Origin of the sequence: Citrobacter sp. Cm038 (assembly GCF_030333105.1) — a bacterium.
In the GTDB taxonomy this organism is placed as follows: domain Bacteria; phylum Pseudomonadota; class Gammaproteobacteria; order Enterobacterales; family Enterobacteriaceae; genus Citrobacter; species Citrobacter murliniae.
The window spans coordinates 79428-103158 of record NZ_JAOWGO010000017.1; the positions used below are offsets into that span (position 1 = coordinate 79428).

Genomic DNA, 23731 nt, shown 5'->3' on the forward strand with positions numbered 1-23731 from the left:
TTTATACCCCGTATAAAAATCCTTATGAAATTCATGTAACGAGAAGATAAATAGGTTATATCATTACAACCTATTTATCTTTCAAATTATTATTTATCATGGCTGAATTATAAATTCAACCATGATAGTTCTCTATCAATTACACTGTGCTTTTCAATCTTAGCTCTTAATTTCTGAGTGTTTATTTGCAATGATGTCTCATTTGTTTTGAATGTAACACACTCTTTGTGCTTTGCTATAATTTCAATTGCGGCTAAACGAGAGAAACCAAACTCTTGAAGTTCTATGATGTTAGTATCTAATGTTCCATATTCTAAATAAGGTGAAAGATTAATGCCTGCATTTTCATCGCCGTGAATTGATTGACATAGCTGATAAAAATGAGCAATACATGTTTCAAGTTTAAAAGTAACTTCAGATTCAATGCATTGTATTGCCTCCATTATTTTTGCGTTTATATGATCAGGATTGGTTTTATCAAATTTAACCCATCTATAGCTAATAGGATCTCTAACTGAATTGCTATATTTAATAGCGTTTGATATTAATAAATTCAGCGTATTACCCATGAGCCAAGAATAAGTCACAATGCACAGTTGGTTTAATGAATCAGGGGTGTTACGCAGGCCATATATTTCATTTATTGTTCCCAAATAATTGAAAACATCCTCTCTGCTATAAGAACGCAATAATTTTTCTTCATTTTTAGCATTGAGTTGGGCTTTAGCGTGTATGGATGTTGAGAATATATGATTTTCTGAAAAGGTCACTTTATCTATTTCAATAATTCTATTACGATCAAGATGTTTTTTTCCTGAATCAATAAGCATAAACCGAATCTTTTCATTAAAGGTATTTAAAATTCGCCCTATATAACCTTTATCTAAATAAGTTAATATTTCTGATAGAATAAGTGAGCTGAGTTGAATAATGTCATTAGTTGGAGATTTAACTTTACCATCAAAATAATTTAATATTTTTTGATGGCGTAGTAATGTTGAGTTTATTTCATCCTCTATAATAACATTATTACCTAGGCTAATTTTAGCATCTGCATTGCTCCAGTTATTATCAGCGGTATTCAGGCATACTATGTTACCAGTCAATTCACTTCTGTATCTTCCAGCTCGCCCCGCCAGATTCCAAAAATCTAATCGGCATTTTTTTTCATCGTTAACAGTCTTTTTAGGGAATGGATAAATAAAAACATTCTTTGTGGGTAAGTTTACCCCTTCAAGTAAAGTTGATGTGCAAAAGATAAAATTTATTTTCTTTTTGGAATATAAGTCCTCTATTCTTTTTCTTATAAATAGAGGTAGTGAACCATGGTGAAATGCTATACCATATTTTAATACATGAGCTAAGTTAAAATCTTTATGAATATACTCCATGATTATTTTTGACTCGGAAATAAGTTCATCGTCTGTTGTTATCGATACTTTTTTTTCCCGAATTAAATACTCTAGAAATTCGTTACATTTCCTTATACATTCTGTTTTACTTGATACGTAGATAAGGTTTGACTTGGATTGTTGTGCTAATCCTCTGATTATTTCAAAGTCATTTTGATAAGAATTATTTACATTGAAATTAATTTTTTTATTTAAAATAGAATCAAAATAGACAAAATTATTATCTTGATAATTTGCAAAGTACAAATCTTGATTTACCGGAGATTCTTTAATACATAAACTTCTTGTTTTCTTGCTATTCGGTATATTAAATGTTTTGAAAAACACATCAGGATTGGAAATTACTGGGCAGGAAAAAATGACTTTTAATTTACCATATTTTTCTATGGAGTTATTTATTACTTTATATAGGGTTATAGCTCTATTATTCTTTTTGTCAAGTACTTTATGAGCTTCATCAATAAATAAAAAGTCAACATCCATATTATCATAAGACTTTTCATATAAAAATGAGTTATATCTTTCTTGTGTAAACACCAATATATTTTTACTTTCTTTGTCAACTTGTGATACGGATTTACTTACATTTATATCTTTCACGCCTTTTTCATTGAGTATAGATTTTAAGTCAATTAGATATTCTTCTAATAAAGCTTTTGTTGGAAGGATGAAAATAATTAGTTTATTGTTTTCAATAAGATCAACGGCAGCATGTTTAATCAAGAATGATTTGCCGAGGGATGTCGGGCCAGAAAAACTAAAATAATCATTCTGCATGATCTCACTGTACACATCACATTGTCGATTAGTGAATATGTACTCAGAACCATTTATACGATTTTTTATTTTTCTGTATTTGCTAGAAATTTCATAGGATAATGGTAGTTTTATATCGCTATCAGTAAATACTTCCTCAGCGGCAAAAAGTCCAAGTTTGCTAAGGATGGATTTTGTCAGTAATTGGCAACTATGATCTTCTTTATAAAGATCATATATTGCAGATATTATTTTTAACGCTAGGTTTCGATCTTCTTCTTTTTCGGAATTAGATAAAAAATCGCTGAATTTTAGCAATTGTTGATATTCACGCTGAGTAATGGGGTTGCTGCTAGTTGGATTGAATAGATTCTTTGAAATAGATATCAATAGTTTTTCATAACAGTAACTAAATCCGTCACTATTTTTTATTCTATTGCAGATATAATTAATAGCATCATTCATAATTATTTATCAACCTTTGCATTAACCCTGATAATTCATCTTTATTATTAGTTGGAAATATTAATAGATTTATAGATATTCCATGCTCAAGATAATCTAAAATGTTGCTGTCTAATTCTTGACACGCTTTCTCAACAATGGTAATAATTTCATTTTTAATTTCTGATTTATCTTTTATTAAATAATGGTCCAAAGGAATTACATGCAATAATGAAATTCTGTCGATTGAATCAGTTAATCGCTCAAAAAAAATCTCATATAAAATTTCGCATTGTGCATCTGTAAATTTTTGATTAAGAAAAGACCTCTCAATTATTGAATTTTTATTTAAGTTATAAGTATTTATATTGTGTAACAACTCAGTTAAAGTGCCATTTATATCTTTAGGAAGATCATCTCCTCCACCATAACATGATATTATGAGCTCAATATCACCAGAAGTCATTTGTTTAAAATGAATATGATGATAATTATTATCATCAATGCTAGTGGAATAAATATGAGGTGCTGATAATATCGATTCAGTTAATTTGCTAGTTAATAATTTATTAGCTGGTTCTAAATGAGATTTGTTGAGTATAATGTTTGATGCAGCGATTATATTTATATGATCACTTCTACTAACATTTCCAAAAACATAATAAAACTTACTTTGAATTAATGCATCAGCAATTGGTGTCAAATTAAAATATGGTATGCCTTTATAAGATGAAATGAATATTTCAATTTGGAGTTTGTCGCTAACAAGCACTTCTCCAATCTTTGAAAAATTTTTACTAAAAGTATCATCTAGTTGAAATTGGAGTTTTTTACCCAAGAATACTTCACAGCCGAAAAAGTTATTAATTTCTTTGAAATCAATATCATGTAATAGTTCTGAACCTAAGTCATTATTGGTTTCATTAGTTGTTATTACTGCATGTGCGGTTAAAACATCTTTTTCTGGAGAATCAAAAACTAATGAACCTGAAATTCCATAATATTCTTCACTTTTCTCAATCAACTCAGGTGTTGCATCGGAACATATATTGAAATAACAAATCCCATCTAATAAATCTGGCTCATTTAATAAAATTCTGCCAGGCTTATCACATTTACTCTTGTAACCATAAGTATAATACTTTTCTTTTTCTATCTTTCCTATCCTTAAAGGATAATTAGATACCCCATCCACTTTGGTGATGACAATATCTTTGTTTTCAAGACTGAAATAACTTATTGGCTTTAGCTTCTTATTTCCTTCAATTTCAAAAGATATATTGTCAATATTTAAATCTTGAGTGCATAAACGGCAACAATTCTGAACATTATCAAGAAATTCTTCACAATCTGACTGTCTAGAACAAAGGCCGTGCTTGGATGAAATTACAAAAGAATCATCCCTGGAGCTTGCTTTGAAAAAATAGCCACTTGATTCCGAATCATTGACTTTTATTTTTACAGCATTTTTTCTACTCATAGATTAAAGTATTAACTCCATTTTCAGAATGGGTTGCAGTAATGCCGAAGCCTAATAAATTTATTTGATTGAGTAAATTTATTATCTCCTGATTGCTGCTACTCATATGAATTTTAGGTTCTTGTTCATGTATTAAAATTCTTGCAAGAGTTAAATTATTTGGATGATTATGCTTGGTTTTATTCGCACATATGATATATTCTGTTGTACCAATTAACTTCAATAACCGTGAACTCGTGTTTTTTTCACTACCATGATGTGCTAACTTAACAACGTTAAATGATGTTTTTCTATTGGCACAATGATTAGCCATATATGAGTAGATGTCTTCTTCGTGTGCATCACCAAGGAATAATCCACAAAAATTCCCATACTCAATCATAAATGATAAACTGGTTTTATTAGTTGCCGATGGATCCTTTACAAACATATCATTTCCATTGCTTAGCAACTGCAGTGCTTCTTTAATATTATATTTTTCAGATGAAGATGATATTTTAATTTCTGTGTTTTTACGCTCTTGTTGTTCTAAATATTTTAAAAGGATATTTTTTGAAGGAGTAATAGGTGTTATTTTTATATTTCTGATTAAAATAGGAGAGTCATCTGAAGTTAGTGTCGAAAAGACAAAACTTCCATCTTTCACTATTCTATCAAGATTTATATCTTGTTTGGTCGATATTTTATTGCTTGAATTCTTTATTACATGTTTAATGTTAGATAAACTATTAAATACAAATCTCTTGATGTTTATTTTATTTTCAATTAGGTATTTGAAACCACCGATATGGTCATCATCATTGTGAGTTACAAAAGCGATATCAACAGACTCGCCATTCAGAAGTTCAGCTAACTTGGCTGAAATTTTTTTTCTATACCTAAATGTACTTGGGCCAGCGTCAATTAACAATTTGACACCATCGCAGTCTACTAACAAGCAATCACCATGTCCGGCATCTAAAATGTGAATTTTAACCATTACTTGGTTTCCAGAAAGATGTATAAGGTTATTTTATTATATAAATCACAATGAGTCCTCCTGTGTTTTTATACACTATATTGGGTGTCGATATTTGACATGTGGCGTCCTGAAATTAATACAACACAATGATTTTTAACTCAAAAATTTTAAAAGGATTTCTGGGCAAAACTTGGTTTTCTGTATATTTTTTGACCAATTTGTGATTTGTGAGATAAGCTATCGTTAAATCCCTCTGAAATCTAGAAAACATTCTATAGAGAATTTTGCTATCTAATCCAAATCATGTTGAATGGTAACTTTGCACTCCATCATGTAAATGGTACGAATATAAAAATATAGGTTATCCATTTAAGAGTAAGTCCGTTCCCCTTATTCTCTCTTCCTTTCAGCCTTTGCTTTTGCAGTCCCTTTTCGCCATTTTCATTTCTTCTGTTTTTAAGGTGGTACAGGTGGGACAAGTGGTACAACCGCGCCAGCCGTGGCTTTGCGCTGTACCACCTGAAAAATACCAGTCAGAAAAGTGGGACAGATTCAGCAACGGCTGTCCCACCCTGTACCACTTTTTTTAAACCAAATTCTGTAATGTGGGACGTTGAAACCCGCGCCAGCTCTGCGTGTACCACTTGTTCCACCTGTACCACCTTTTTTTAAGACACGCGTGACTGCACTCAGATACTGAGGATGCGGGAGGTGAGTCGGTAGACCCTGGCTTTGCCGATCTCCGGCAGGCGAACCTGCGACTGGTATTTCCCGTCGCTGCCGGGCAGCAGGCATTCCGCTTCCAGACATAACCTGGCCGCTCTGGCGGGACTGAAACCCCGACACATTTCCCGCCAGCCCTCCGGCAGGATGAAGAACAGCGTGTGTTCCTCGCCCGTCAGCGGATCTTTTTCCACCCGGCGAAAGCCCACCATATTCAGCGGGCGGTCCGGGCCATCCCACGAGGCAAAGCGGCTGTACTGGTGCGCGGTGATGAACCGCTTGATCTGCGCCAGCACGCCTTCATCCTCCTGGTTGGCGATATGGCCGCGCTCGTTCAGCCAGGCATGCAGGCAGATCTGCACTGCCTCATACGCCGTGCCTTCCTGCCAGCCCGTGATGCCGTGCAACGTTGCCATCTCTCCGGCCACCGCCAGCAGGGCAAAACGGGCCACGATGTGCTGCACCTGGTTTCCGGCATTTTCCGGCATCAGGGCGGTCTGGTAGCGGCGAAGTAACTCTCTCGCCAGCGTGGTGCTGGCGTCCATGTCGCGGGTGAGGAAGGCCAGCCAGGCACGAAAGGCGGTACCGTGGAAGCGGGCGACACGGTCGCAGAGGGCATCGGCGAACTGCTGGCCGCTGGCAAAGCCGTGCAACTGCTCAAACGCACCATGCTGCCCGGTGTCGCTGGGGATTTGTACCATGCGCACGTCCATTCCGGCGTAGAGGCGCTCCCCGGCGCGTTCGGTATGTTCCGCCAGCGACAACTCCCCGGTGGAGAACAGCAGCAGCGTCCAGTGCCTGCGGTTGCGTACCTCGCCGTCGGTGCGGGCGCGCCCCTTACCCTAGCCGTTCGCCAGCATATAGGCAATCATCCCGGCTTCACGCGGGTCCACTTCGCGCAGTTCATCGAGCGGCAGCAGGGCATCGTTGTGTCGGCTGGCAATTCCCTCCAGCGCATTCCCGGTGGCCCGCCAGGAGTGCCAGTAATCCGTGCCACCGCAGACGGAAGCGGCCACTTTCATCACCGTGGTCTTGCCATCGGTGGACTCACCGCGCAGGTGGAAACCCCCGCCACCCGTTCCGGTCAGGCGCAGCAGCGGGGCGGCCAGCGCACAGCAGACGGCAAAGACCAGACGCGAGTTGCCTGCACAGAGCGCGGCGACCTGCTCCTGCCATTCCGCCAGCGTACCGGCCTGCGCAAAGCCGCCGGTCAGATAGTGGCTGCCCTGGAGGATGACGTTGTCGCCACCGGGACCGATAACCTCATCCGGCAGCACGTACACGCCGTTGTGCCAGCCGGTTTTCTCCACGCAGGTGACCCGGCGTCCGGGGAGTGACCGTGAGATGTATTCGCACAGCAGGCTGCGCAGGGCGGGGCGGGTGGAGATGTAGGTCAGACCGTTCTCCAGCAGAATGCGCCGTAGCTCCTCGCCGTTGCCGCTGAGCATCGACATCGGCATGGCCCAGCGCCGTAACTGCCCGGTGGTGGTGTGCCATTCCAGCAGGCGGCCATAGCTGCCGTCATGGCTGTCGCAGGTGATGGCGGTGACGCGCAGAGGGGAACAGATGCGCTGGGGCTGAACGTCGCTTTCACCGTCCCGGCGTTCGGTGAGCTTGTCAAACCACAGTGCCTCTTCATCGAGGCGGAAGTGCTCCGGCAGAATGTCGGAAGGCCTTTCCTGTCGCAGGCGTTCAAGCTGACCGGTCCAGTTCTCCAGTAACTCACCGTCAGGGGTCATCAGCCGGGCCATCTGCACATCCGCATGTGCCAGTTTTACGGCGATTTTCAGCAACTCCTCTTCGCGGATATCGCCTGTGCGAAGTACCCGGGCGTAGAGTGTGTCGGGCCTGATAATGGTCAGGTTGTCCAGATCGGCCAGTTCATCTGATCCGAGTACCACCGGAGGAACATCATCTTCCCGGTCGGGATCTTTTCGCCACACGCGTGAAGTCTCCCATGCCAGGCTTCCGGCCAGGATCACCACCTCGAGCGTGCGGTCCGGAGACTGCTTACAGAGAAAAGGGGCGCGTTTCATGATGAGGTATCAGTCGGCTCATCCCTGAGCGTGGATTAACGGATGGCGGTGCGGCGCTGTTGCCACTGACGGATTTCAGCGGCATCGAAGACCACCAGTCGGGAAGAGAGGTGGACGGGGCGGGGAAAGTCGGTGTCTTTAAGCAGGCGGTAAACCGACGATTCACTCATCGCCAGAAACTGGACTACCTGCCGCATACGCACGTTGCCGCTTTCGGGAAAAGCATCGTTACTGTCTGCACTGGTTTTCATGATTGCACCTCACGGGACGGGAACAGAGTGTCGGAGCGGTTATAGCGCGGAACGATGAGGGGAGGTATAGGCCCGGATAAAAAAGTGGAGTCCGGATAGAAAATCATTAGTCCGGGAAGATATTATTTCCCATCAGGACTAATGGTTTTTCGATAACAAATTGAAAATGCGAATGTTGTATTTTATCCCCATCCTGTGGGAGTCAGATATGTTTAGGCCTACGGATGGCAATGCACGAGTACAAACATGTTACAACAGGTGTTGCTGTCTCACCGTTAACTGTCATCGGCTACGTTGCATAGATAAAAGGCCGGGCACAGCCTTGGTGTTAATTCTATCCATGGCGCACCTTCAATCCACCTTCTGTTTGTAACTCGTTAAGAGCCGACACATTGAGCGGATGACGGAAGAAGTTATACGTATTGACAGCTACTGCCTCATTAAGAAGGTTATAACTCATCAGAGAATCTATGCTGGCACCATACAAGGCCTCAAGATTACTGAATCTTTTAGCTAGTAACCAGGCTTCTTCTTCTTCCACACCATAGATACCGCAGGCAAAAAGTAACTCTCCGAGTTGTACATCTTTGGCCTGCTCTATCCCTCTGCATATGATGGAAGCTAGTTTAGGCCCAGATTGATCAAGCCCAGTTAGTTTGCCTGCTGTCATCGAGAACATGTCCAGTGGCTTTTGCACATAGCATTTCTCGACAAGTTGTTTGAGCATGGTCTGGCCTAATTGGTGTATATGGACGCCACGAGGCTCAAAGAAGCGCCAGCAAGCGGAGTAGGGACTTCCTGAATTTAGAAGCCCATAAGTGTTTTGAGTACACGTAAGATGGATGCTCATGTGATAACTCGATGATTTCATCTGGATATAGTTACTAAAAAGGCACTCCGCCAAAAATTTGGAATGCCTCCTACTGTTATATGTCTAAATCGTACCAGTCATTATCGACATTTGAATTAACAGAGGTCAATTCCAGACTATTTTCTACGAGGCTCCATACATTGTCGCGAAGAAGTAGCTCCATTTTCGCAACAATTTCAAAGGACGAACCAGAGAAAGGGCGTTCAGAATCTTGTTCACCCTGATAATCAAATATGACTTGGACGACCAGAATGCCTCGCTTTGGGTCGTAATTTATGCTTGTTGCCTCCAGATTCTCTATGCTAAAACCATAGGCGTTTGTTTCCGCTATGTCGCCGGAGAGCATATCTTCCACCTCGCGGTCTATGGCATAAAAAATCTCATCGCGATAAATCACATCCTCTTGAGTATCTTCGCCTATTGCAGCGAAAACCAGCCGTTGTTCTAGCGGGTCACGTTTTGCGACTTCGGACAGCTCATGGTAGCTGGTGAATTTCGCGTCACGGGCAACGATTTCGAGTGCTTTGGAAAGCTTAATTTTCTGAATGCGAGCCAGCTTTTTAGCGCGCGTTTTAAGAATGCTTAGGTATGAATAGTCAGACATGGCTGTACCTCCAATAAAGTAACGCTTTGGATACCGATAGCCTGCTAACCGGGCAGCGTCATAATGGATGGCGGCCAAGTATTTGGTATACTTCTGAACGATGGGCTATTGCTTTGCGAAACAAGCGCCAGGTGACCATCACCACCTAGATTCATCCTATCTAAGTCATAGTTTCGCGTCAAATTTGTGTTCGCATATTTTCTTTGTGCTATTAGTGCTTGAGGTTCCCTCTTTATAGCGCAGTCGTAGGTATTTAGGCTATATTAGAGAAGTTCATCTGTTCAGACATGATTCATGCGGCTATTTTTCGGTGTAAATAAATTTAATGAGGAAAATATAAAAGAGGTTTTTCTGATGTAGAATACCGCATTACAATTTGAAGCATATGTTCGACAATCAGCGCAGTAAAATACACATGTTTAGTTTTACAAAGTGTTTATAGAGGTAAATAATGGATCTCTTCTCAACAAAAATAGCTAGAAATAAACTAAATCACAACTTTAAAACAATCTACACAGATCCTAAACTTGCTCCTGTTAGGGCGGTGATCCAATCATGGGGACGCGGATTACTGGAACGCAGTGGTGAACAAACTAAATTTATTAACGAATTTCAGACTACCTTTAATTCTTCTATGTGGGAATTATATCTAAATGAGATGTTTATTCGTTTGGGGTATTCGGTTGACTATACAAAAGACAGTCCTGATTTTTGTGTTAGCACGCCATTAGGTTATAAATTTAACGTAGAGGCTATGGTCTCTGACAAGCCCCATAAACCGCCAGTCAGTGAAATTTTCAGTGAAGCTAAGTTTAAGCATCAATCTACGCTAAAACTTCTTGGGAAAATTAAAGATAAGCGTGATCTCTTTACCGGAATTAATGGTAAGAAGTTCCCATACTCAACAATGGAACATGTAATCGGTAAGCCTTTTGTGTTAGCATTGGCCCCATTTGATTCAGATCTATCTTTAACCCAGAATAATACAATCATTAACCGGGTATTGTTTGGCATTGAAGAACCTACGATGAGAGATTTAGTAAATGGTAGGCAAAGAAGGGTTTTATCGATTAAAAAAAATGAAGACACTGAAATACCTTTAGGTATTTTTACAAATGACTCATACAAAGAAATCAGTGCTATCGTGTTTTCAACGACAGGTACTTTTGGTAAGGCTATCGTTCAGAGTCGGGTCGATCGATATGTCCGATATACGAGATTCCGAGCTCTTGATGTGAATGTTTTTATTGCCAATGAAGGTATGAAGAACGAAGGTTCTCATACGAGAAAACTTGGTTCTGACCATTATGTTACTACGAAGCGACAATTCTACAACAATGAGGTTGTTGGCGCGGATATTGTAATGTGCCGAACAAGGGACTACAAGGAAACTCATTTTGATGGTTTGCATGTGTATTATAATCCCTATGCAAGCGTGCCTTTAGACAAAAACGTTTTCTTTCCCCCAGAAATAACGCATAATTTTTATGACATAGAAAATGACATACCTGACCAGCGCCATCCTGATGGTGCATTAGTGTCACGACAGGTATTTGAAATATCTAAAGTCTGTCGAAGACATATAATTAATAACTGGTTCCCAGAACAGTCTAAGGTTCTCTAAGTCGGTCTGGAGAACTTTTTAAGGATATGTAACATACACCGTCAGTGCTGGTATCACACAAGACTTATGGTGTGTGGAAAGGTGCATTCGCTGGAAGCTTATGCTTTAGTCAGTAAAACGGCTCTGGCTCTGCCAGAGCAGAGTAGGTGATTGATCAAAAATCACTTTAACGTTGTGCTGGGGCGAACTGTCAGATAATTAAATGGCGAACCTTGTCTTTAATTCGAAGAGTTTCAACAGTTAAGCAAGAGATTGTCTGTTCACATTCTTTCGAGGGGTATTACCGATTAATTTCACATTCCATAGGGAAAGTGGCACTGTGTTCACGTGCGATCTGCAGTGTTATTACCTAAACTTCCTTCTCCCGCCCCATCTTCAACACCTCATAAAACGTCCCTCGTCCAAGCCCATCCGACGGCAATTCCTGTTCCTGAGCCAGCGTCTTCAGCTTACGAAGTATCCGATCCGAAGCCGGTTTATCCGGCGTACCATACCGTCCGTCAGTTTCCTCAACCAGAAGCTGAACCAACAGCCAGCAGAGTCGGGCAGTATTTTCTCGAGCCTTGTCGCGTTTATGCATTCCACGCAGGGAAGGTTGTGCTGAAGCAGTGAGAGCCGGCAGCGCGTCGTCACCGAGCGTCTTTAACCACTTGCGGCCACGGCTATTACGCGACAGTTTCATCACTGCCTTCAGGCTGCGGGTCTTAATTTCTGGCGGCGTAAGTTCGTCATCAATAAGCCGCCAGGCCAGGGCAAACATCTCATCTGCATAGAACATGCGTTTGTTAGCCGGGGCACTGACCATGCCTGTGGCTTTTATGGTGCGGCTGATGGCGTCGTGCAGGATACGGTAATTCTCCTGATGTTCTTCCGGCAGGGCGTTTGCAGGTTGGGAAGCATCAAGGCCGAGAAGCAGAAGGGCGAGATGCCGCGCTTCCAGCAGCGGCATATCGCATTCCCGTTCAAACAGATTCTGACGAATGGGACTGGTCACATTATTCTCCTTCCACGATTCGCAGCGGTTCTTCTTCACCGAGCAATGCCTGCCGTCTGGCGGCATCAACGTAGTTTCCCCACCACTGCATCAGCGGTCGTCTTTGTTCCAGATAGTCGCTGCGGTTGTAGGCCGCTTCGATCTCGTCTTCTTTCTGGTGCGCCAGCGCAGATTCCAGTACTTCACGGGGAAAATGGCCTGCTCCCGCCGTTCTGGCGATGCTGCGCATGCCGTGGGCGACCAGCTCGCCACCGAACCCCATCCGGATAAGCGCGGCGTTAGCGGTCTGCTGATGCATATGCTCCAGTGGTTTGCGGATGCTGGGGAAGACCCACGGGCGATGGCGACTGACGGGCTCCATAACTTGAAGAACGCGCAGCGCCTGTTTGCTGAGCGGCACCGTATGCGAACGGTTCATCTTCATAAAGGTGTCGGGGATGCGCCATTCCGCTTTTTTCATATCGATGTCACACCAGCGGGCGCTAACGGCTTCGCCGGGGCGAACCCAGGTCAGTAACTCCCATTCGATAAGGCAGCGGGTTTCCTTGCGGATAGAAGCGTTCTGTAAGGCCAGCATCAGCCTGCCCAGTTCACTAGGGTGAAGGGCGGGCATGTTCTGCTTTTTCGGTTTCTTGAAGCGGGCGACCAGGTTGTCAGCCGGATTGAACTCAATGAGCTCTTCGGAGATGGCAAAACGGAAGATTTCATTGAGCCGTGAGATCACCCGCCGCAGCGTTTCGAGGATGCCTTGTTCTTCCAGCGGAGTGAGATGTTCCTTGAGCATCTTCGGGCGGATCTCGGTGACGGGCGTACTGCCCAGAGAGGGGAAGACGTGCATCTCCAGCGAACGCCAGACATCATTGGCGTGATCTTCGCTAAGATCGCTGGTCCTTTTTTTCTCTTTGAGCCACTGTTCCGCAACTTTTTCCAGCGTGCATTCATTCTGGAGTCGTTGCTCCTCTGCAACCTGCTCCAGATGGGCCTGCGGGTCGATGCCCTGCACAAGTAAACGCCGATATTGCAATCTGAAATCTCGCGCCATGGCGAGGGTGACTACCGGGTAGGGGCCAATGCTGATTTTGGTCCGTTTTTTCAGCGCCGGGGGAGTGTATTCGAAGTACCAGATCTTTCTGCCGGATGGCTTAATCAACAACGCCAGTCCGTCGCCATCGCGCAGCATATACTCGGTCTTCTGCGGTTTGGCGGCAGCGATCTCGGTATTGGTTAGGGATTTCAATACCTTAGGCATGTTTTTGCACCTTGTTTTTTTAGCGTTCAGGCAACGCGGTACAAAACAAGATACATAATGCTCAAGATTCATACAGAGATCATGACCACACATGCAACAAAAAAAGCCTGCAACTCATTGAAGTTACAGGCTTTTTTAAGGTTCATGATGCATCATGAATGAATGTTTGGTGGAGCTGGCGGGAGTTGAACCCGCGTCCGAAATTCCTACATAGTATTTCAACTATAACAATAACAATGCATTGCGTTTTAAAACAGTATGTTAGTCTTGTGTCGTGTTTGTCAGTTTTAGGCGTTTTTAATATCCTGCCGCCAAAATGTCGCCACATACGTCATGCTGTTGCATCAATTTTGTCATAATCGAATATTTTATCTAGACACACTTCCAGCTTGTAAAAATCAGTGAGGGGATAAAGTTTAACAAGATCTTCGTCAATATCAGTAATTCCAAATCGTTTCTCCCTGAATTTGAGATGCTCGATCGCTTCAAGTTGCGCATCAGTTTTGCTACCGTCAATTTGATAATCTAATGTTTTTAACACTTGCCAAGAAACTGGAGGCGTAAAATCAAACAATGAAGATAGTTTTGGACTATAATCGTTTTCTGATGTTTGCTTGTATGTGGATTTTGGCGGGAATACTACATTTATAGAGAGTCGTGAGTCTTTTGTTTTTTTCATTCTCGTTGAGAAATATGAGATCCCGACAATTGGAGATTGAATTCGTTGACTAATCCATTGCATTAATAAATTTGGAATTATATATTCCTGTGTGAAATGAGATGTGAAATTTTTCTTTATGAAGCTACATGCGATAATTAATGGCCATAGTAGAAGATATGAGCCTTTTTTTTGTGTTAATGAAGTGGGTGATTCGTCATCTTCATATATTTCATTTAGTAAGCTAGGTGCAAAATTTAGTACTCTTGATTTTTCATCTTCCGTTGTAAATGAAGATATATAAAGTTTGTCAAAGTCTGGTTTATTCATTTCTTGCCAGCAAACATATAGTGAAGTTCCAAGGTATAAACAAGGGAGACCCGCGATAGAATATCTTTGTGCACTAACAAGATGCCGTTTTGAAAAAGGAATATGAAAGATCTCATTTCTTTTATCTAATGGTGTGTCTGATTTTCTTACACGGTACAATGGTTGTTTTTCATTACATATCGATTTTAGTGGTATTGATATGTACTGAATGTGTGTATTTACTTTTCCATTTTTCAGTGTTTCATCAAATTGTTCATAAGCCGATTTCACATCGCCAGATAAAAAGTACTTCAAACATTTTTCAATATCATCTTTTAGCGAATTTATTCGCTCTAAAGCTATATCTATACGAAATTTTGTATTGTTGCTGGCTGCGTAATTTTTAACCATCTCAATGTATTTATTACAACGATCATTGAAATCATGAACTATGTCTTTCTTTAATTCATATGGTGGGTTCAGATATTCATCTGAGAAAACTTTTTCCAATAATTCAGTTATTGTTTCGTTATTTGTTTTTTGAGCGGTCATTTTATATACCTAAAGTAGTAAGAGGGTTTTTAGCTACAGCATCTTCAAGATGCTCTGGAGAAAAATGAGCGTAAATCATTGTCATTTTTATATCGGCATGACCCAGAATTTCTTTAAGCACGAGTATGTTTCCACCATTCATCATAAAATGACTAGCAAATGTGTGCCGAAGAACGTGGGTACATTGGCCTTCTGGCAATTCGATGCCTGCGCGTTTCACCGCTCGCTCAAAAGCTTTTCTACATGGGGTGAATAGCTTCCCTCTGTTCTTGGGGAGTTCGTTATACAGATCCTGGGATATTGGCACGGTACGGTTTTTCTTGCCCTTAGTCTTGGTATAGGTGATCCGGTATTTCGATAACTGATGGCCCTGCAGATTTTCGGCTTCACTCCAGCGTGCACCAGTTGCCAAGCATATTTTTGCAATCATCAGCAGGCTGGGGTTTTGAGAATCAGCGCAGGCATCCAGCAGGCGTTTAATTTCTTCCGGCGTCAGGAACGCCAGTTCGCCCTCAGCGATTTTAAATGTTGGCAGCCCGGCGAGCGGGTTGGGCGCTGACCAATGGCCCAGCTTTTTCAATGTGCCAAAAACCGATGATAGGTTGCGCTGTTCAAGGTTTACCGTGCGAGGCTTAACTGGCGACATTAGCGTGCCGTCTTCGTTACGAACTTCACCTTTTAACCGTGCTTCACGGTATTTCGTAAAGTCACCGGCAGTCAGCTCTGAGGCGATGGGATCGCCTAGGCCGTTACAAATAATGTTGAGTTTTGCCATCAGGCGCTTGGGGTCCGCAAGCGTCTGCCCGTAGAGTGAATGCCACAGCTTAATCACTTCTGACAAACGCCGCCGATCCTCCTTTTCCCCCAGCCATGGTTTTTTGTTTACTTCATCCATAGTGAAGTTTTCGAATGCTACGGCTTCGCCTTTCGTTGCAAATTGCTTGCGCACGCGCTTGCCGTCGCGCCCGTTTGGGTAGCACTCGCACAACCATTTTCCGTTTGGCTGCTTTCTGATGGTCATATCAAAGGCTCTTAATTATTTTTAATGCGCGGCCTACTACCTCGATATCATCAAGGTTGCACTCAAAGGATGATTCGTCTTGATGGACCACCAATCTGTTTCCTGGAAGCCGTGTTAACTTCACGATGCTTTTTATTCCGTCGATATCTACCAACCACATACCGTTAACTGGAGGTGTTTGGCTGCGGTCCACTAAATAAGAATCTCCAGAAGTATTCACCAGTAATAGGTTGCTTGAGTCTGAGGGGAGCAGGCTGGTATCAATGATTGCTTTTCCTGCCTCGACCAATAAACCACCGCTGAGAGTTGCCTTGTCAATTTCAGGGGAAACAAGTTCCGACAGAGGTTTAACTTTGCCGGAGTTCACGAAATTGATATTTTTTTTATGGTCAATATTTGAACCTGGCTCTCCCTGTCCGGTGGTGAGCCACAGTAACGAAACTCCCGTTTCTAAAGCACACTGAATCACCCATTCCGCCGGAAAGCTATCTCTTAAGTATCTGTTTGCCATGGTGCTTTTTGATGCGCCCAGGTGATCACACAGTTGTTGTCTGGACTTAAAATCGTAGGCAGCCATTAGTCTATGGATAGCCTCCCTTCCCCCGGTATTCTCGCCAGCTTTCACCTGTATCATTTTTCAACCCTATTGACGTATCAAATATTGGATCGTAGTATCTCGATGTATCAATTATTGAATCAAATAAAACAAGATAAAACGACGTAAACCAAACCTTAACCGAGAGATATTGCACTATGAGCACTGATATTTCAATTCGTGTACCAAAAGAGATGGCTACGCCTGCAGAGTTCGCTGAATGGGAAGGTATCTCCCGTGGCTCTGTTTACCAGAAAATTCACCATGGTCAGCTTGCTAAGTACATGGTCAAGAAAGAAAAAAACAAAGGTCGTGTAAGCCTGCGTTATCTGATGTACAAAACCGACCAGGTTCGTGAATCCCTCGGTCATTCCAACTTTCGCGTCATTGTTGGTCAGTAAGTTCAATTATGAGAACTTTTTGAGAGGGGCACATGTTTGATTATAAGATTTCCAAACATCCGCACTTTGATGAATCCTGCAGGTCTTTCGCGCTGCGTCACAACATGGCGAAGCTGGCAGAACGCGCAGGAATGAATGTCCAGACGCTGCGCAATAAGCTGAACCCGGAGCAACCGCATCAACTTACGCCGCCGGAGATCTGGCTGCTGACTGATATCACAGAAGACTCAACGCTGGTTGACGGTTTTCTGGCTCAGATTCACTGCCTGCCATGCGTACCGATGAACGAAGTGGCAAAAGAGAAGCTGCCGCATTACGTCATGAGCGCTACTGCTGAAATCGGACGTGTTGCTGCCGGTGCCGTATCGGGTGATGTGAAAACCACCGCAGGCCGCCGCGATGTTATCAGCAGCATTAACTCTGTTACTCGTCTGATGGCACTGGCTGCCGTTTCGATGCAGGCGCGTTTGCAGGCTAACCCGGCGATGGCAAGCGCGGTGGATACCGTGACGGGCCTTGGCGCTTCGTTCGGTCTGATCTGAGGTGGTTATGCTGACTAAAGAACCATCTTTTGCATCACTGCTCGTTAAGCAAAGTCCTGCTATGCATTGCGGTCATGGCTGGATTATGGGGAAGGATGGCAAGCGCTGGCATCCATGCCGCTCTCAGGATGCGCTGCTGGACGAACTGTCTACTAAAAAGCAGGGGAAACCATGGCTATTGAAGGCGATGCTGCGACTGTTCCGCTAAGCGCTGGCCTCCGCCTTAATGGGTTAAACCACATCGCGGAATTAAGGGCGAAAGTGTTTGGCTTAAATATTGATTCAGAACTGGAGCGCTTTATTAGCGATATGCGGGACCAACGGGATATTAACCATGAGCAGAATAAACGCGCACTAGCCGCAATATTCTTTATGGCAAAGATTCCGGCGGAACGTCATAGCGTCAATGTTAGTGAGCTGACGACTGACGAAAAGCGGGAGCTGATTAAAGCAATGAACCATTTCCGTACAGTGGTGAGTTTATTTCCAAATCGGCTAGCCATGCCGAATTAATCCACAACCGAAATTAAAGGCGTAAACCCGCCGGGCATCTTATTGCCCAAATTCAGGAGAAACAACTATGCGAAATATTGAAACCCGTATCACCAAAACAGGACCAGATGATGCTGGCCTTAACCAGTTGCTGACAGATGCACGCATGGAAGAACGCCGGGGCCGCGCTGATGTATTTGCTGCTCATCTGGAAAAACTGGCGGTGCATATTACTCGCAGCAAGCTTAACGGTACAGAAGCCGCAGAGCTGCTGCGTAACGCTGCTGAAAACATTCAGAACGAAGCGCAGGAGATCCACTGATGGCTGATTCAATGGACCTCGTACAGCAGCGCGTTGAAGAAGAACGTCAGCGCCACATCCACACCGCCCGCAACAGAACGCCGGGCGTTTCCCGTGTGCTTTGCATTGATTGCGATGCACCGATCCCGCCAGCTCGCCGCCGCGCTATTCCGGGTGTGCAGTGTTGCGTCACCTGTCAGGAAATCGCAGAGCTGAAAGGCAAACATTACGTAGGCGGTGCTGTATGAGTGTCATTCATAGCTTAAAAATTGCACCGGGACATTTTGCATCAGTTATTGCCGGAGAGAAAAAAGCGGAGTTGCGAATGAACGATCGCAATTTCAAATGTGGTGATTTTATTCTTTTGCGTGAATGGAGGGATGAGTTTACGGGCAATGTTTCGCTTGCCAAAGTGACTCACTTATTACCCGTGGGGGATTTCATTATCACGGGCGGTAATTGGGTAGTTATGTCTATTTTTTTGGTCGATGAGAAAGAGGCTCTTCCAATCCTTGCGGAAATCATGGGGGAAGGAAAATGAGCACAATCCTGAAATGGGCGGGTAATAAAACCGCCATCATGGCAGAACTGAAAAAACATCTTCCTGCCGGACAGCGACTGGTTGAGCCTTTCGCGGGTTCGTGCGCTGTCATGATGGAGACAGACTATCCTCATTATCTTGTCGCGGATATTAATCCAGACCTGATTAATTTTTATCAGGTGATTAAGAATGATGCTGAATACTTCATCAAAGAGGGCCGATATCTTTTTGAAACCCGTAATGATTCAGAAGCATATTATAAGACGAGACAGGAGTTTAACTTGCGCAATGGTGGCGCAATTGAACGCGCATTGTATTTCTTATATTTAAATCGCTATGGTTATCGCGGACTGTGTCGCTATAACTTGAACGGCTATTTTAATGTTCCTTACGGTAATTATAAAAAACCGTACTTCCCTGAAAACGAAATACGCGCATTTGCTGAAAAAGCAAAACGCGCAACGTTTATCTGCGCCAGCTATGACGAGACACTTGCGCTGCTGCAGACGGGGGATGTTGTTTATTGTGATCCGCCATATGACGGCACGTTTAACGGATATCACACAGCAGGTTTTACAGAGGATGATCAGTACCATCTGGCGTCTATTCTTGAACGCAGGGCATCAGAAGGCCATCCGGTTATCGTGTCCAACAGCGATACGTCTCTGACCCGTTCGCTTTATCGTGATTTTACCCGCCATCGTATAACCGCTAAGCGCAGCATGGGCGTGGTTGCCGGTGATAGTAAAACTGCAGTAGAAATCATCGCCACAAAATCGGCATGCTGGTTTGGTGTTGATTTAGCGTCCGGTCCTGATATCTCGGTGGAAACTGAGGTGTGGGCGTGGCAGTGAGTAAATTCACATTACATCATGCACAAACCACCGGCGGCTCGAATGAGGCCGCCGTGGCCTTTCCATGGAATGCCCCAAAAAAAGCGGTTAACCCGTATCTGGACCCGGCGGAAGTTGCGCCGGAGTCTGCGCTTTCAAACCTCATCACTCTGTACGCTGCGGATAACGAGCAGGAGCATCTGCGCCGTAATGTGCTGAGTGATAAGGTTTGGGAACGCTATTTCTTTAATGAATCCCGCGATCCTGTCCAGCGTGAAATGGAGCAGGATCGGCTGATTAGCCATGCCAAAATGGCCCGCGAACAGCAGCGCGTTAATCCCGATTTGGTGATTATTGCCGATGTAAGCGCCATGCCTGCCCATATCAGCAAGCCTCTGCTGGAGCGAATTAAATACTTCCATAGCCTGGGCAGGGCTAAAGCTTATTCCCGCTATCTGCGCGAAACAATCAGACCGTGTCTTGAGCGGCTGGAACGCGTGCGTGACAGCCAGGTGTCTGCGTCTTTCCGGTTCATGGCGAGCCAAGAAGGGCTGGAGGGGCTGCTGGTACTGCCTGAAATGAATCAGGATCAGGTCAAGCGCCTTTCCACGCTGGTTGCGGCACATATGAGCATGTGTCTTGATGCGGCCTGCGGTGATCTGTTTGTCAGTGACGATGTTAAACCAGAAGAAATCCGCCAGGCATGGGAAAGGGTTGCTGCAGAAGCCATGCGCCTTGAGGTCATCCCGCCTGCCTTTGAGCAGTTACGCCGCAAAAAGCGCCGCCGCAAGCCGGTGCCTTATGAACTGATCCCACCGTCGCTGGCGCGCATGTTGTGTGCGGACTGGTGGTATCGCAAATTGTGGCAGATGCGCTGCGAGTGGCGGGAGGAGCAGCTGCGTGCCGTCTGCCTGGTCAACAAGAAAGCGTCCCCGTATGTCAGCTATGAAGCCGTGATCCACAAACGCGAGCAGCGCCGCAAATCGCTGGAGTTCTTCCGCTCGCATGAGCTGGTCAACGAAGACGGTGACACGCTGGACATGGAAGATGTGGTGAACGCCAGCAACAGCAACCCGGCGCACCGCCGTAATGAAATGATGGCCTGTGTTAAAGGGCTGGAGCTGATCGCGGAAATGCGCGGAGACTGCGCGGTGTTCTATACCATCACCTGCCCGTCACGCTTCCACGCAACCCTCAACAATGGCAGGCCTAATCCGAAATGGACCAGCGCCACTGTCCGGCAGAGCAGTGATTATCTGGTTGATACATTCGCCGCTTTCCGCAAGGCCATGCACAAGGCCGGGCTGCGCTGGTACGGCGTCCGCGTTGCAGAGCCGCACCATGACGGCACCGTGCACTGGCATCTTCTGTGCTTTATGCGCAAAAAAGACCGTCGTTCCATCACCGCGCTGCTGCGTAAGTTTGCAATCCGTGAAGACCGCGAGGAGCTGGGCTCCAATACCGGGCCGCGTTTCAAGTCCGAGCTAATCAACCCGCGCAAGGGCACGCCGACCAGCTACATCGCCAAATACATCAGTAAGAACATCGACGGGCGCGGGCTGGCTAAAGAAATCAGCAAAGAAACCGGCAGATCACTGCGTGACAGCGCCGAGCATGTCAGCGCCTGGGCGTCACTGCACCGTGTCCAGCAATTTCGTTTCTTTGGTATTCCGGGGCGTCAGGCATACCGCGAGCTGCGCTTGCTGGCTGGTCAGGCGGCGAGAGTGCAGGGCGAACGCAAAGCGGGTGCGCCGGTACTGGATAATCCGCGTCTGGATGCGGTACTGGCAGCTGCAGATGCGGGTTGCTTTGCCACCTACATCATGAAGCAGGGCGGTGTACTGGTTCCCCGCAAACATCACCTTGTCCGCACGGCTTATGAGATTAACGACGAACCGAGCGCCTATGGCGATCACGGTATCCGTATCTATGGCATCTGGTCCCCGATTGTAGAGGGCAAGATTTGCACGCACGCGATGAAGTGGAAAAAGGTTCGTAAGGCCGTTGACGTTCAGGAGGCGGCAGCCGACCAGGGCGCTTGCGCCCCTTGGACTCGTGGCAATAACTGTCCCCCTGTTGATAATCTGAACAAATCAGGGGGTGATTTACCCGATATTAAAACCATGGATGAGAAGGAGCTGCAGGAATATCTCCACAACATGGGCCAGAAGGAACGGCGGGAGCTGACAGCCAGGTTGAGACTGGTAAAACCGAAGCGGAAAAAAGCATACATACAGAGTATTTCGGAGCAGCAGCGCCTGCAGCTTGAGGCAGAACTGACTGCCAGAGGGTTTGAAGGTAGTGCATCTGAGATTGATTTGCTTCTGCGTGGCGGCAGCATTCCATCCGGTGCCGGTTTACGTATTTTTTACCGTAACCAGAGGCTGCAGGAAGATGACAAATGGCGTCAATGGTACTAAGGCTGCAGTTTAACCTTTCGTGCTTTATTGACTGGCGTCAGTACATCCAATTAACTGACAAAAAAGAGTTTTACATTTTTTTGTTCCTACTATACTGTTTGTATGAACAGTGGGTATATATACAGTATTTGTGTATCCGTGTAATGATTGGAGGGAAGATGCAGGACTATCTTTTGGAGTCATTGAAGCTCCAGCGTATTGATTTTTTTATCAAGCTTGTAGCGGCTAGTGAGTGCAGCGACGAAGAAAAGCGGCTGGCTATCCAGTGGGTGTCCGAACTGACAGACGAGTTGATGGCGAAAATTCGCAGCCATGAATACAGCCGGTCAATGGACGTTACCAGTTAAAGGGAATCTGTATGCGCATTGAAATAATGATCGATAAAGAGCAGAAGATTAGCCAGGCCACACTGGAAGCCCTTGAATCCTAGCTTTACCGTAATTTGCGCCCTCTGTATCCCAAAACAGCAATTCGTATCCGTAAGGGCAGTGCCAATGGTGTTGAACTGAGCGGGTTAAAACTGGATGAAGACAAAAAGCGAGTGATGGAAATTATGCAACAGGTCTGGGGGACAACAGCTGGCGCACTAGGTTAGTGATTCTAGCCAATGTTTTAAGATTTACATCTCACCTAGATGTTGATGAAGTCCTTCTATAACCATATGATCAGCAACGATGTTGTACCGCAAAATCAAAAAATATATAGGGAATGTATGAAAACCAATAAGATTATTTTATCAATGTCTCTTGCTGGGGTTTTGACTGGTTGCGCTCCAAATATCCCTCGTCCTGTAGGAACTCCTGTGGAGGTTATTAAACCAGCTGTAGGGCAGACAGCTACGGCATATATGGGAAACCCAATCATCAAGTCAGCAACAGGGATAAAAACTGATGTTTTGGAGCTAGGGGCTGCTAATGGAGCTATGTCATCTATTGCTGCGGGTACTTACTGTAATGTTGGCAATGGCGTATACCGTAATCATCAGAACCCACAGTCTGTGGCTTTAAAGAACATTTATGGTCAAGTTGCTGGTTATGTTGATTACGTAAGCTATAACTCTGCGAAAAACGAAATCTCACCACCAAATGGAACATCTTACACGGCTGCTGAAATATCTATCAAACGGGTACCTGATGGACTGTGCCGAGTAGATAATTCTCTTGTAAAAACAATTGAGTATAATGGTAATGCTGGCGGGGTGATGAAATTTACTTACCGTGAGTTCGCAAACGATATGGCTCGTGCAGCATTTACCACTGATTTTTCTGTAGATTCAAAAATCAGCGATGTCATTACTTACAAAGGCGCTAAGTTTAAGGTAAGGAATGCTGATAACTCGTCTATTTCGTATACAGTGATCTCAGGTTTTGATGAAGCAACTAGCTTCTAAATGAAGTCATAGCAGTACCCATGATCGATTGTCATGTTGTGCATGCCTATGCCGCATGAAATTGCATGATCGTCTGAGGATCATCTTTGCTGAGGCCCGTCAGAACTGGCGGGCTTTTGCTTATCCCATGCAGGTGCATGAAAACCTGCACATAAAGCGGGCAGGCGTGGCGGGGATACGAGCGCGCGCCGAAGCGATTATGTAAGAGTTTTGGCTATTGATGTCATAGTGAACTTAATGATGGAGAAAGTGTCAACCTATGTGTAAACTA

General features: G+C 44.4%; 23 protein-coding genes and 2 pseudogenes. 13 read left to right on the forward strand and 12 right to left on the reverse strand.

From position 1 onward, the window contains the following. Nucleotides 1–107: 107 nt before the first annotated feature. The 7 genes and pseudogenes from OGY01_RS08425 to OGY01_RS08455 all read right to left on the reverse strand — a co-directional run bounded on the left by OGY01_RS08425 (nt 108) and on the right by OGY01_RS08455 (nt 9538). Nucleotides 108–2633, reverse strand: a complete 2526-nt coding sequence (locus OGY01_RS08425; protein ID WP_286492873.1) for a DEAD/DEAH box helicase — start codon at nt 2631–2633, stop codon at nt 108–110. Continuing rightward, the gene (locus OGY01_RS08430; protein ID WP_286492874.1) at nt 2626–4092 is read right to left on the reverse strand and encodes a hypothetical protein; all 1467 of its coding nucleotides are present in this window, start codon (nt 4090–4092) and stop codon (nt 2626–2628) included. Before OGY01_RS08430 ends, OGY01_RS08425 begins: the two co-directional genes overlap by 8 nt. Then, nucleotides 4085–5071 (reverse strand): ComEC/Rec2 family competence protein, encoded by a 987-nt coding sequence (locus tag OGY01_RS08435; protein ID WP_256066369.1) that lies wholly within the window; start codon nt 5069–5071, stop codon nt 4085–4087. Before OGY01_RS08435 ends, OGY01_RS08430 begins: the two co-directional genes overlap by 8 nt. Nucleotides 5072–5742: 671 nt before the next feature. Further along, nucleotides 5743–7812, reverse strand: a pseudogene (locus OGY01_RS08440) (DUF927 domain-containing protein). Between the two features lie 35 nt (nt 7813–7847). Next, nucleotides 7848–8063 carry an AlpA family transcriptional regulator gene (locus OGY01_RS08445; protein WP_032671906.1) on the reverse strand — a complete coding sequence of 72 codons (216 nt, stop codon included), beginning with the start codon at nt 8061–8063 and terminating at the stop codon, nt 7848–7850. Between the two features lie 334 nt (nt 8064–8397). Further along, on the reverse strand, nt 8398–8790 hold the full coding sequence (locus tag OGY01_RS08450; RefSeq protein WP_001305742.1) for a helix-hairpin-helix domain-containing protein: 393 nt from the start codon (nt 8788–8790) through the stop codon (nt 8398–8400). 199 nt (nt 8791–8989) lie between these two features. Further along, the gene (locus tag OGY01_RS08455) at nt 8990–9538 is read right to left on the reverse strand and encodes a hypothetical protein (RefSeq protein WP_219247198.1); all 549 of its coding nucleotides are present in this window, start codon (nt 9536–9538) and stop codon (nt 8990–8992) included. Between the two features lie 451 nt (nt 9539–9989). Between OGY01_RS08455 and OGY01_RS08460 the strand changes: the two genes are divergently transcribed. Continuing rightward, nucleotides 9990–11162 (forward strand): hypothetical protein, encoded by a 1173-nt coding sequence (locus tag OGY01_RS08460; protein WP_286492876.1) that lies wholly within the window; start codon nt 9990–9992, stop codon nt 11160–11162. Between the two features lie 349 nt (nt 11163–11511). On the opposite strand, the gene OGY01_RS08465 is transcribed toward OGY01_RS08460, so the two are convergent. From OGY01_RS08465 to OGY01_RS08485, 5 genes are all read right to left on the reverse strand, one after another. Next, complete coding sequence (locus OGY01_RS08465) at nt 11512–12156, reverse strand: hypothetical protein (RefSeq protein ID WP_286492877.1); 645 nt, start codon at nt 12154–12156, stop codon at nt 11512–11514. 1 nt (nt 12157) lies between these two features. Then, nucleotides 12158–13405 carry an integrase domain-containing protein gene (locus OGY01_RS08470; RefSeq protein ID WP_286492879.1) on the reverse strand — a complete coding sequence of 416 codons (1248 nt, stop codon included), beginning with the start codon at nt 13403–13405 and terminating at the stop codon, nt 12158–12160. A gap of 331 nt (nt 13406–13736) precedes the next feature. Then, nucleotides 13737–14924, reverse strand: coding sequence for a hypothetical protein (locus OGY01_RS08475; protein WP_286492880.1), 1188 nt, complete (start codon nt 14922–14924; stop codon nt 13737–13739). A 1-nt stretch (nt 14925) separates the two neighbouring features. After that, nucleotides 14926–15945: a site-specific integrase gene (locus OGY01_RS08480; RefSeq protein ID WP_286492881.1), complete on the reverse strand. Its 1020-nt coding sequence runs from the start codon at nt 15943–15945 to the stop codon at nt 14926–14928. A gap of 1 nt (nt 15946) precedes the next feature. After that, entirely contained in the window at nt 15947–16579 is a 633-nt protein-coding gene (locus OGY01_RS08485; RefSeq protein WP_286492883.1) for a phage repressor protein CI, read from the reverse strand. A 119-nt stretch (nt 16580–16698) separates the two neighbouring features. On the opposite strand from OGY01_RS08485, the gene OGY01_RS08490 reads away from it, so the two are divergent. The 12 genes and pseudogenes from OGY01_RS08490 (at nt 16699) to OGY01_RS08545 (ending at nt 23460) form a co-directional block, all read left to right on the forward strand. Beyond that, nucleotides 16699–16941, forward strand: coding sequence for a Rha family transcriptional regulator (locus OGY01_RS08490; RefSeq protein WP_000102106.1), 243 nt, complete (start codon nt 16699–16701; stop codon nt 16939–16941). Nucleotides 16942–16973: 32 nt separating this feature from the next. Next, a complete protein-coding gene (locus OGY01_RS08495) occupies nt 16974–17483 on the forward strand; it encodes a phage regulatory CII family protein (protein WP_286492884.1) in 510 nt (169 codons plus the stop codon). A 7-nt stretch (nt 17484–17490) separates the two neighbouring features. Continuing rightward, on the forward strand, nt 17491–17691 hold the full coding sequence (locus OGY01_RS08500; RefSeq protein WP_079836358.1) for a phage filamentation protein Fil family protein: 201 nt from the start codon (nt 17491–17493) through the stop codon (nt 17689–17691). After that, complete coding sequence (locus OGY01_RS08505; RefSeq protein ID WP_000963480.1) at nt 17655–17996, forward strand: DUF5347 family protein; 342 nt, start codon at nt 17655–17657, stop codon at nt 17994–17996. The genes OGY01_RS08500 and OGY01_RS08505 overlap by 37 nt, the downstream gene beginning before the upstream one ends. A 67-nt stretch (nt 17997–18063) precedes the next feature. Then, a complete protein-coding gene (locus tag OGY01_RS08510; protein WP_275371144.1) occupies nt 18064–18297 on the forward strand; it encodes a DUF2732 family protein in 234 nt (77 codons plus the stop codon). Continuing rightward, a complete protein-coding gene (locus OGY01_RS08515; RefSeq protein WP_016150819.1) occupies nt 18297–18524 on the forward strand; it encodes a TraR/DksA family transcriptional regulator in 228 nt (75 codons plus the stop codon). The genes OGY01_RS08510 and OGY01_RS08515 overlap by 1 nt, the downstream gene beginning before the upstream one ends. Further along, on the forward strand, nt 18521–18817 hold the full coding sequence (locus OGY01_RS08520; protein ID WP_286492886.1) for a DUF3850 domain-containing protein: 297 nt from the start codon (nt 18521–18523) through the stop codon (nt 18815–18817). Before OGY01_RS08515 ends, OGY01_RS08520 begins: the two co-directional genes overlap by 4 nt. Continuing rightward, nucleotides 18814–19671: a DNA adenine methylase gene (locus OGY01_RS08525; protein ID WP_286492888.1), complete on the forward strand. Its 858-nt coding sequence runs from the start codon at nt 18814–18816 to the stop codon at nt 19669–19671. The genes OGY01_RS08520 and OGY01_RS08525 overlap by 4 nt, the downstream gene beginning before the upstream one ends. Further along, on the forward strand, nt 19662–22070 hold the full coding sequence (locus OGY01_RS08530) for a replication endonuclease (protein WP_286492891.1): 2409 nt from the start codon (nt 19662–19664) through the stop codon (nt 22068–22070). Before OGY01_RS08525 ends, OGY01_RS08530 begins: the two co-directional genes overlap by 10 nt. 158 nt (nt 22071–22228) lie before the next feature. After that, nucleotides 22229–22417 (forward strand): hypothetical protein, encoded by a 189-nt coding sequence (locus OGY01_RS08535; RefSeq protein ID WP_001154444.1) that lies wholly within the window; start codon nt 22229–22231, stop codon nt 22415–22417. A gap of 11 nt (nt 22418–22428) precedes the next feature. Then, nucleotides 22429–22638 (forward strand): annotated as a pseudogene (locus tag OGY01_RS08540) (DinI-like family protein); the annotation flags it as partial. Between the two features lie 144 nt (nt 22639–22782). After that, nucleotides 22783–23460, forward strand: coding sequence for a hypothetical protein (locus OGY01_RS08545; RefSeq protein ID WP_234102570.1), 678 nt, complete (start codon nt 22783–22785; stop codon nt 23458–23460). Nucleotides 23461–23731: the final 271 nt, after the last annotated feature.

Bases quoted from the DNA above. Each gene is read 5' to 3' on its own strand.
- OGY01_RS08515 (WP_016150819.1), top strand. From the start codon at position 18,297: ATGGCTGATTCAATGGACCTCGTACAGCAGCGCGTTGAAGAAGAACGT.
- OGY01_RS08495 (WP_286492884.1), top strand. From the start codon at position 16,974: ATGTTTGATTATAAGATTTCCAAACATCCGCACTTTGATGAATCCTGC.
- OGY01_RS08545 (WP_234102570.1), top strand. From the start codon at position 22,783: ATGAAAACCAATAAGATTATTTTATCAATGTCTCTTGCTGGGGTTTTG.
- OGY01_RS08470 (WP_286492879.1), bottom strand. From the start codon at position 13,405: ATGCCTAAGGTATTGAAATCCCTAACCAATACCGAGATCGCTGCCGCC.
- OGY01_RS08425 (WP_286492873.1), bottom strand. From the start codon at position 2,633: ATGAATGATGCTATTAATTATATCTGCAATAGAATAAAAAATAGTGAC.
- OGY01_RS08480 (WP_286492881.1), bottom strand. From the start codon at position 15,945: ATGACCATCAGAAAGCAGCCAAACGGAAAATGGTTGTGCGAGTGCTAC.
- OGY01_RS08435 (WP_256066369.1), bottom strand. From the start codon at position 5,071: ATGGTTAAAATTCACATTTTAGATGCCGGACATGGTGATTGCTTGTTA.
- OGY01_RS08525 (WP_286492888.1), top strand. From the start codon at position 18,814: ATGAGCACAATCCTGAAATGGGCGGGTAATAAAACCGCCATCATGGCA.
- OGY01_RS08455 (WP_219247198.1), bottom strand. From the start codon at position 9,538: ATGTCTGACTATTCATACCTAAGCATTCTTAAAACGCGCGCTAAAAAG.
- OGY01_RS08520 (WP_286492886.1), top strand. From the start codon at position 18,521: ATGAGTGTCATTCATAGCTTAAAAATTGCACCGGGACATTTTGCATCA.
- OGY01_RS08475 (WP_286492880.1), bottom strand. From the start codon at position 14,924: ATGACCGCTCAAAAAACAAATAACGAAACAATAACTGAATTATTGGAA.
- OGY01_RS08535 (WP_001154444.1), top strand. From the start codon at position 22,229: ATGCAGGACTATCTTTTGGAGTCATTGAAGCTCCAGCGTATTGATTTT.
- OGY01_RS08490 (WP_000102106.1), top strand. From the start codon at position 16,699: ATGAGCACTGATATTTCAATTCGTGTACCAAAAGAGATGGCTACGCCT.
- OGY01_RS08505 (WP_000963480.1), top strand. From the start codon at position 17,655: ATGGCTATTGAAGGCGATGCTGCGACTGTTCCGCTAAGCGCTGGCCTC.
- OGY01_RS08485 (WP_286492883.1), bottom strand. From the start codon at position 16,579: ATGATACAGGTGAAAGCTGGCGAGAATACCGGGGGAAGGGAGGCTATC.
- OGY01_RS08500 (WP_079836358.1), top strand. From the start codon at position 17,491: ATGCTGACTAAAGAACCATCTTTTGCATCACTGCTCGTTAAGCAAAGT.
- OGY01_RS08450 (WP_001305742.1), bottom strand. From the start codon at position 8,790: ATGCTCAAACAACTTGTCGAGAAATGCTATGTGCAAAAGCCACTGGAC.
- OGY01_RS08445 (WP_032671906.1), bottom strand. From the start codon at position 8,063: ATGAAAACCAGTGCAGACAGTAACGATGCTTTTCCCGAAAGCGGCAAC.
- OGY01_RS08460 (WP_286492876.1), top strand. From the start codon at position 9,990: ATGGATCTCTTCTCAACAAAAATAGCTAGAAATAAACTAAATCACAAC.
- OGY01_RS08510 (WP_275371144.1), top strand. From the start codon at position 18,064: ATGCGAAATATTGAAACCCGTATCACCAAAACAGGACCAGATGATGCT.
- OGY01_RS08430 (WP_286492874.1), bottom strand. From the start codon at position 4,092: ATGAGTAGAAAAAATGCTGTAAAAATAAAAGTCAATGATTCGGAATCA.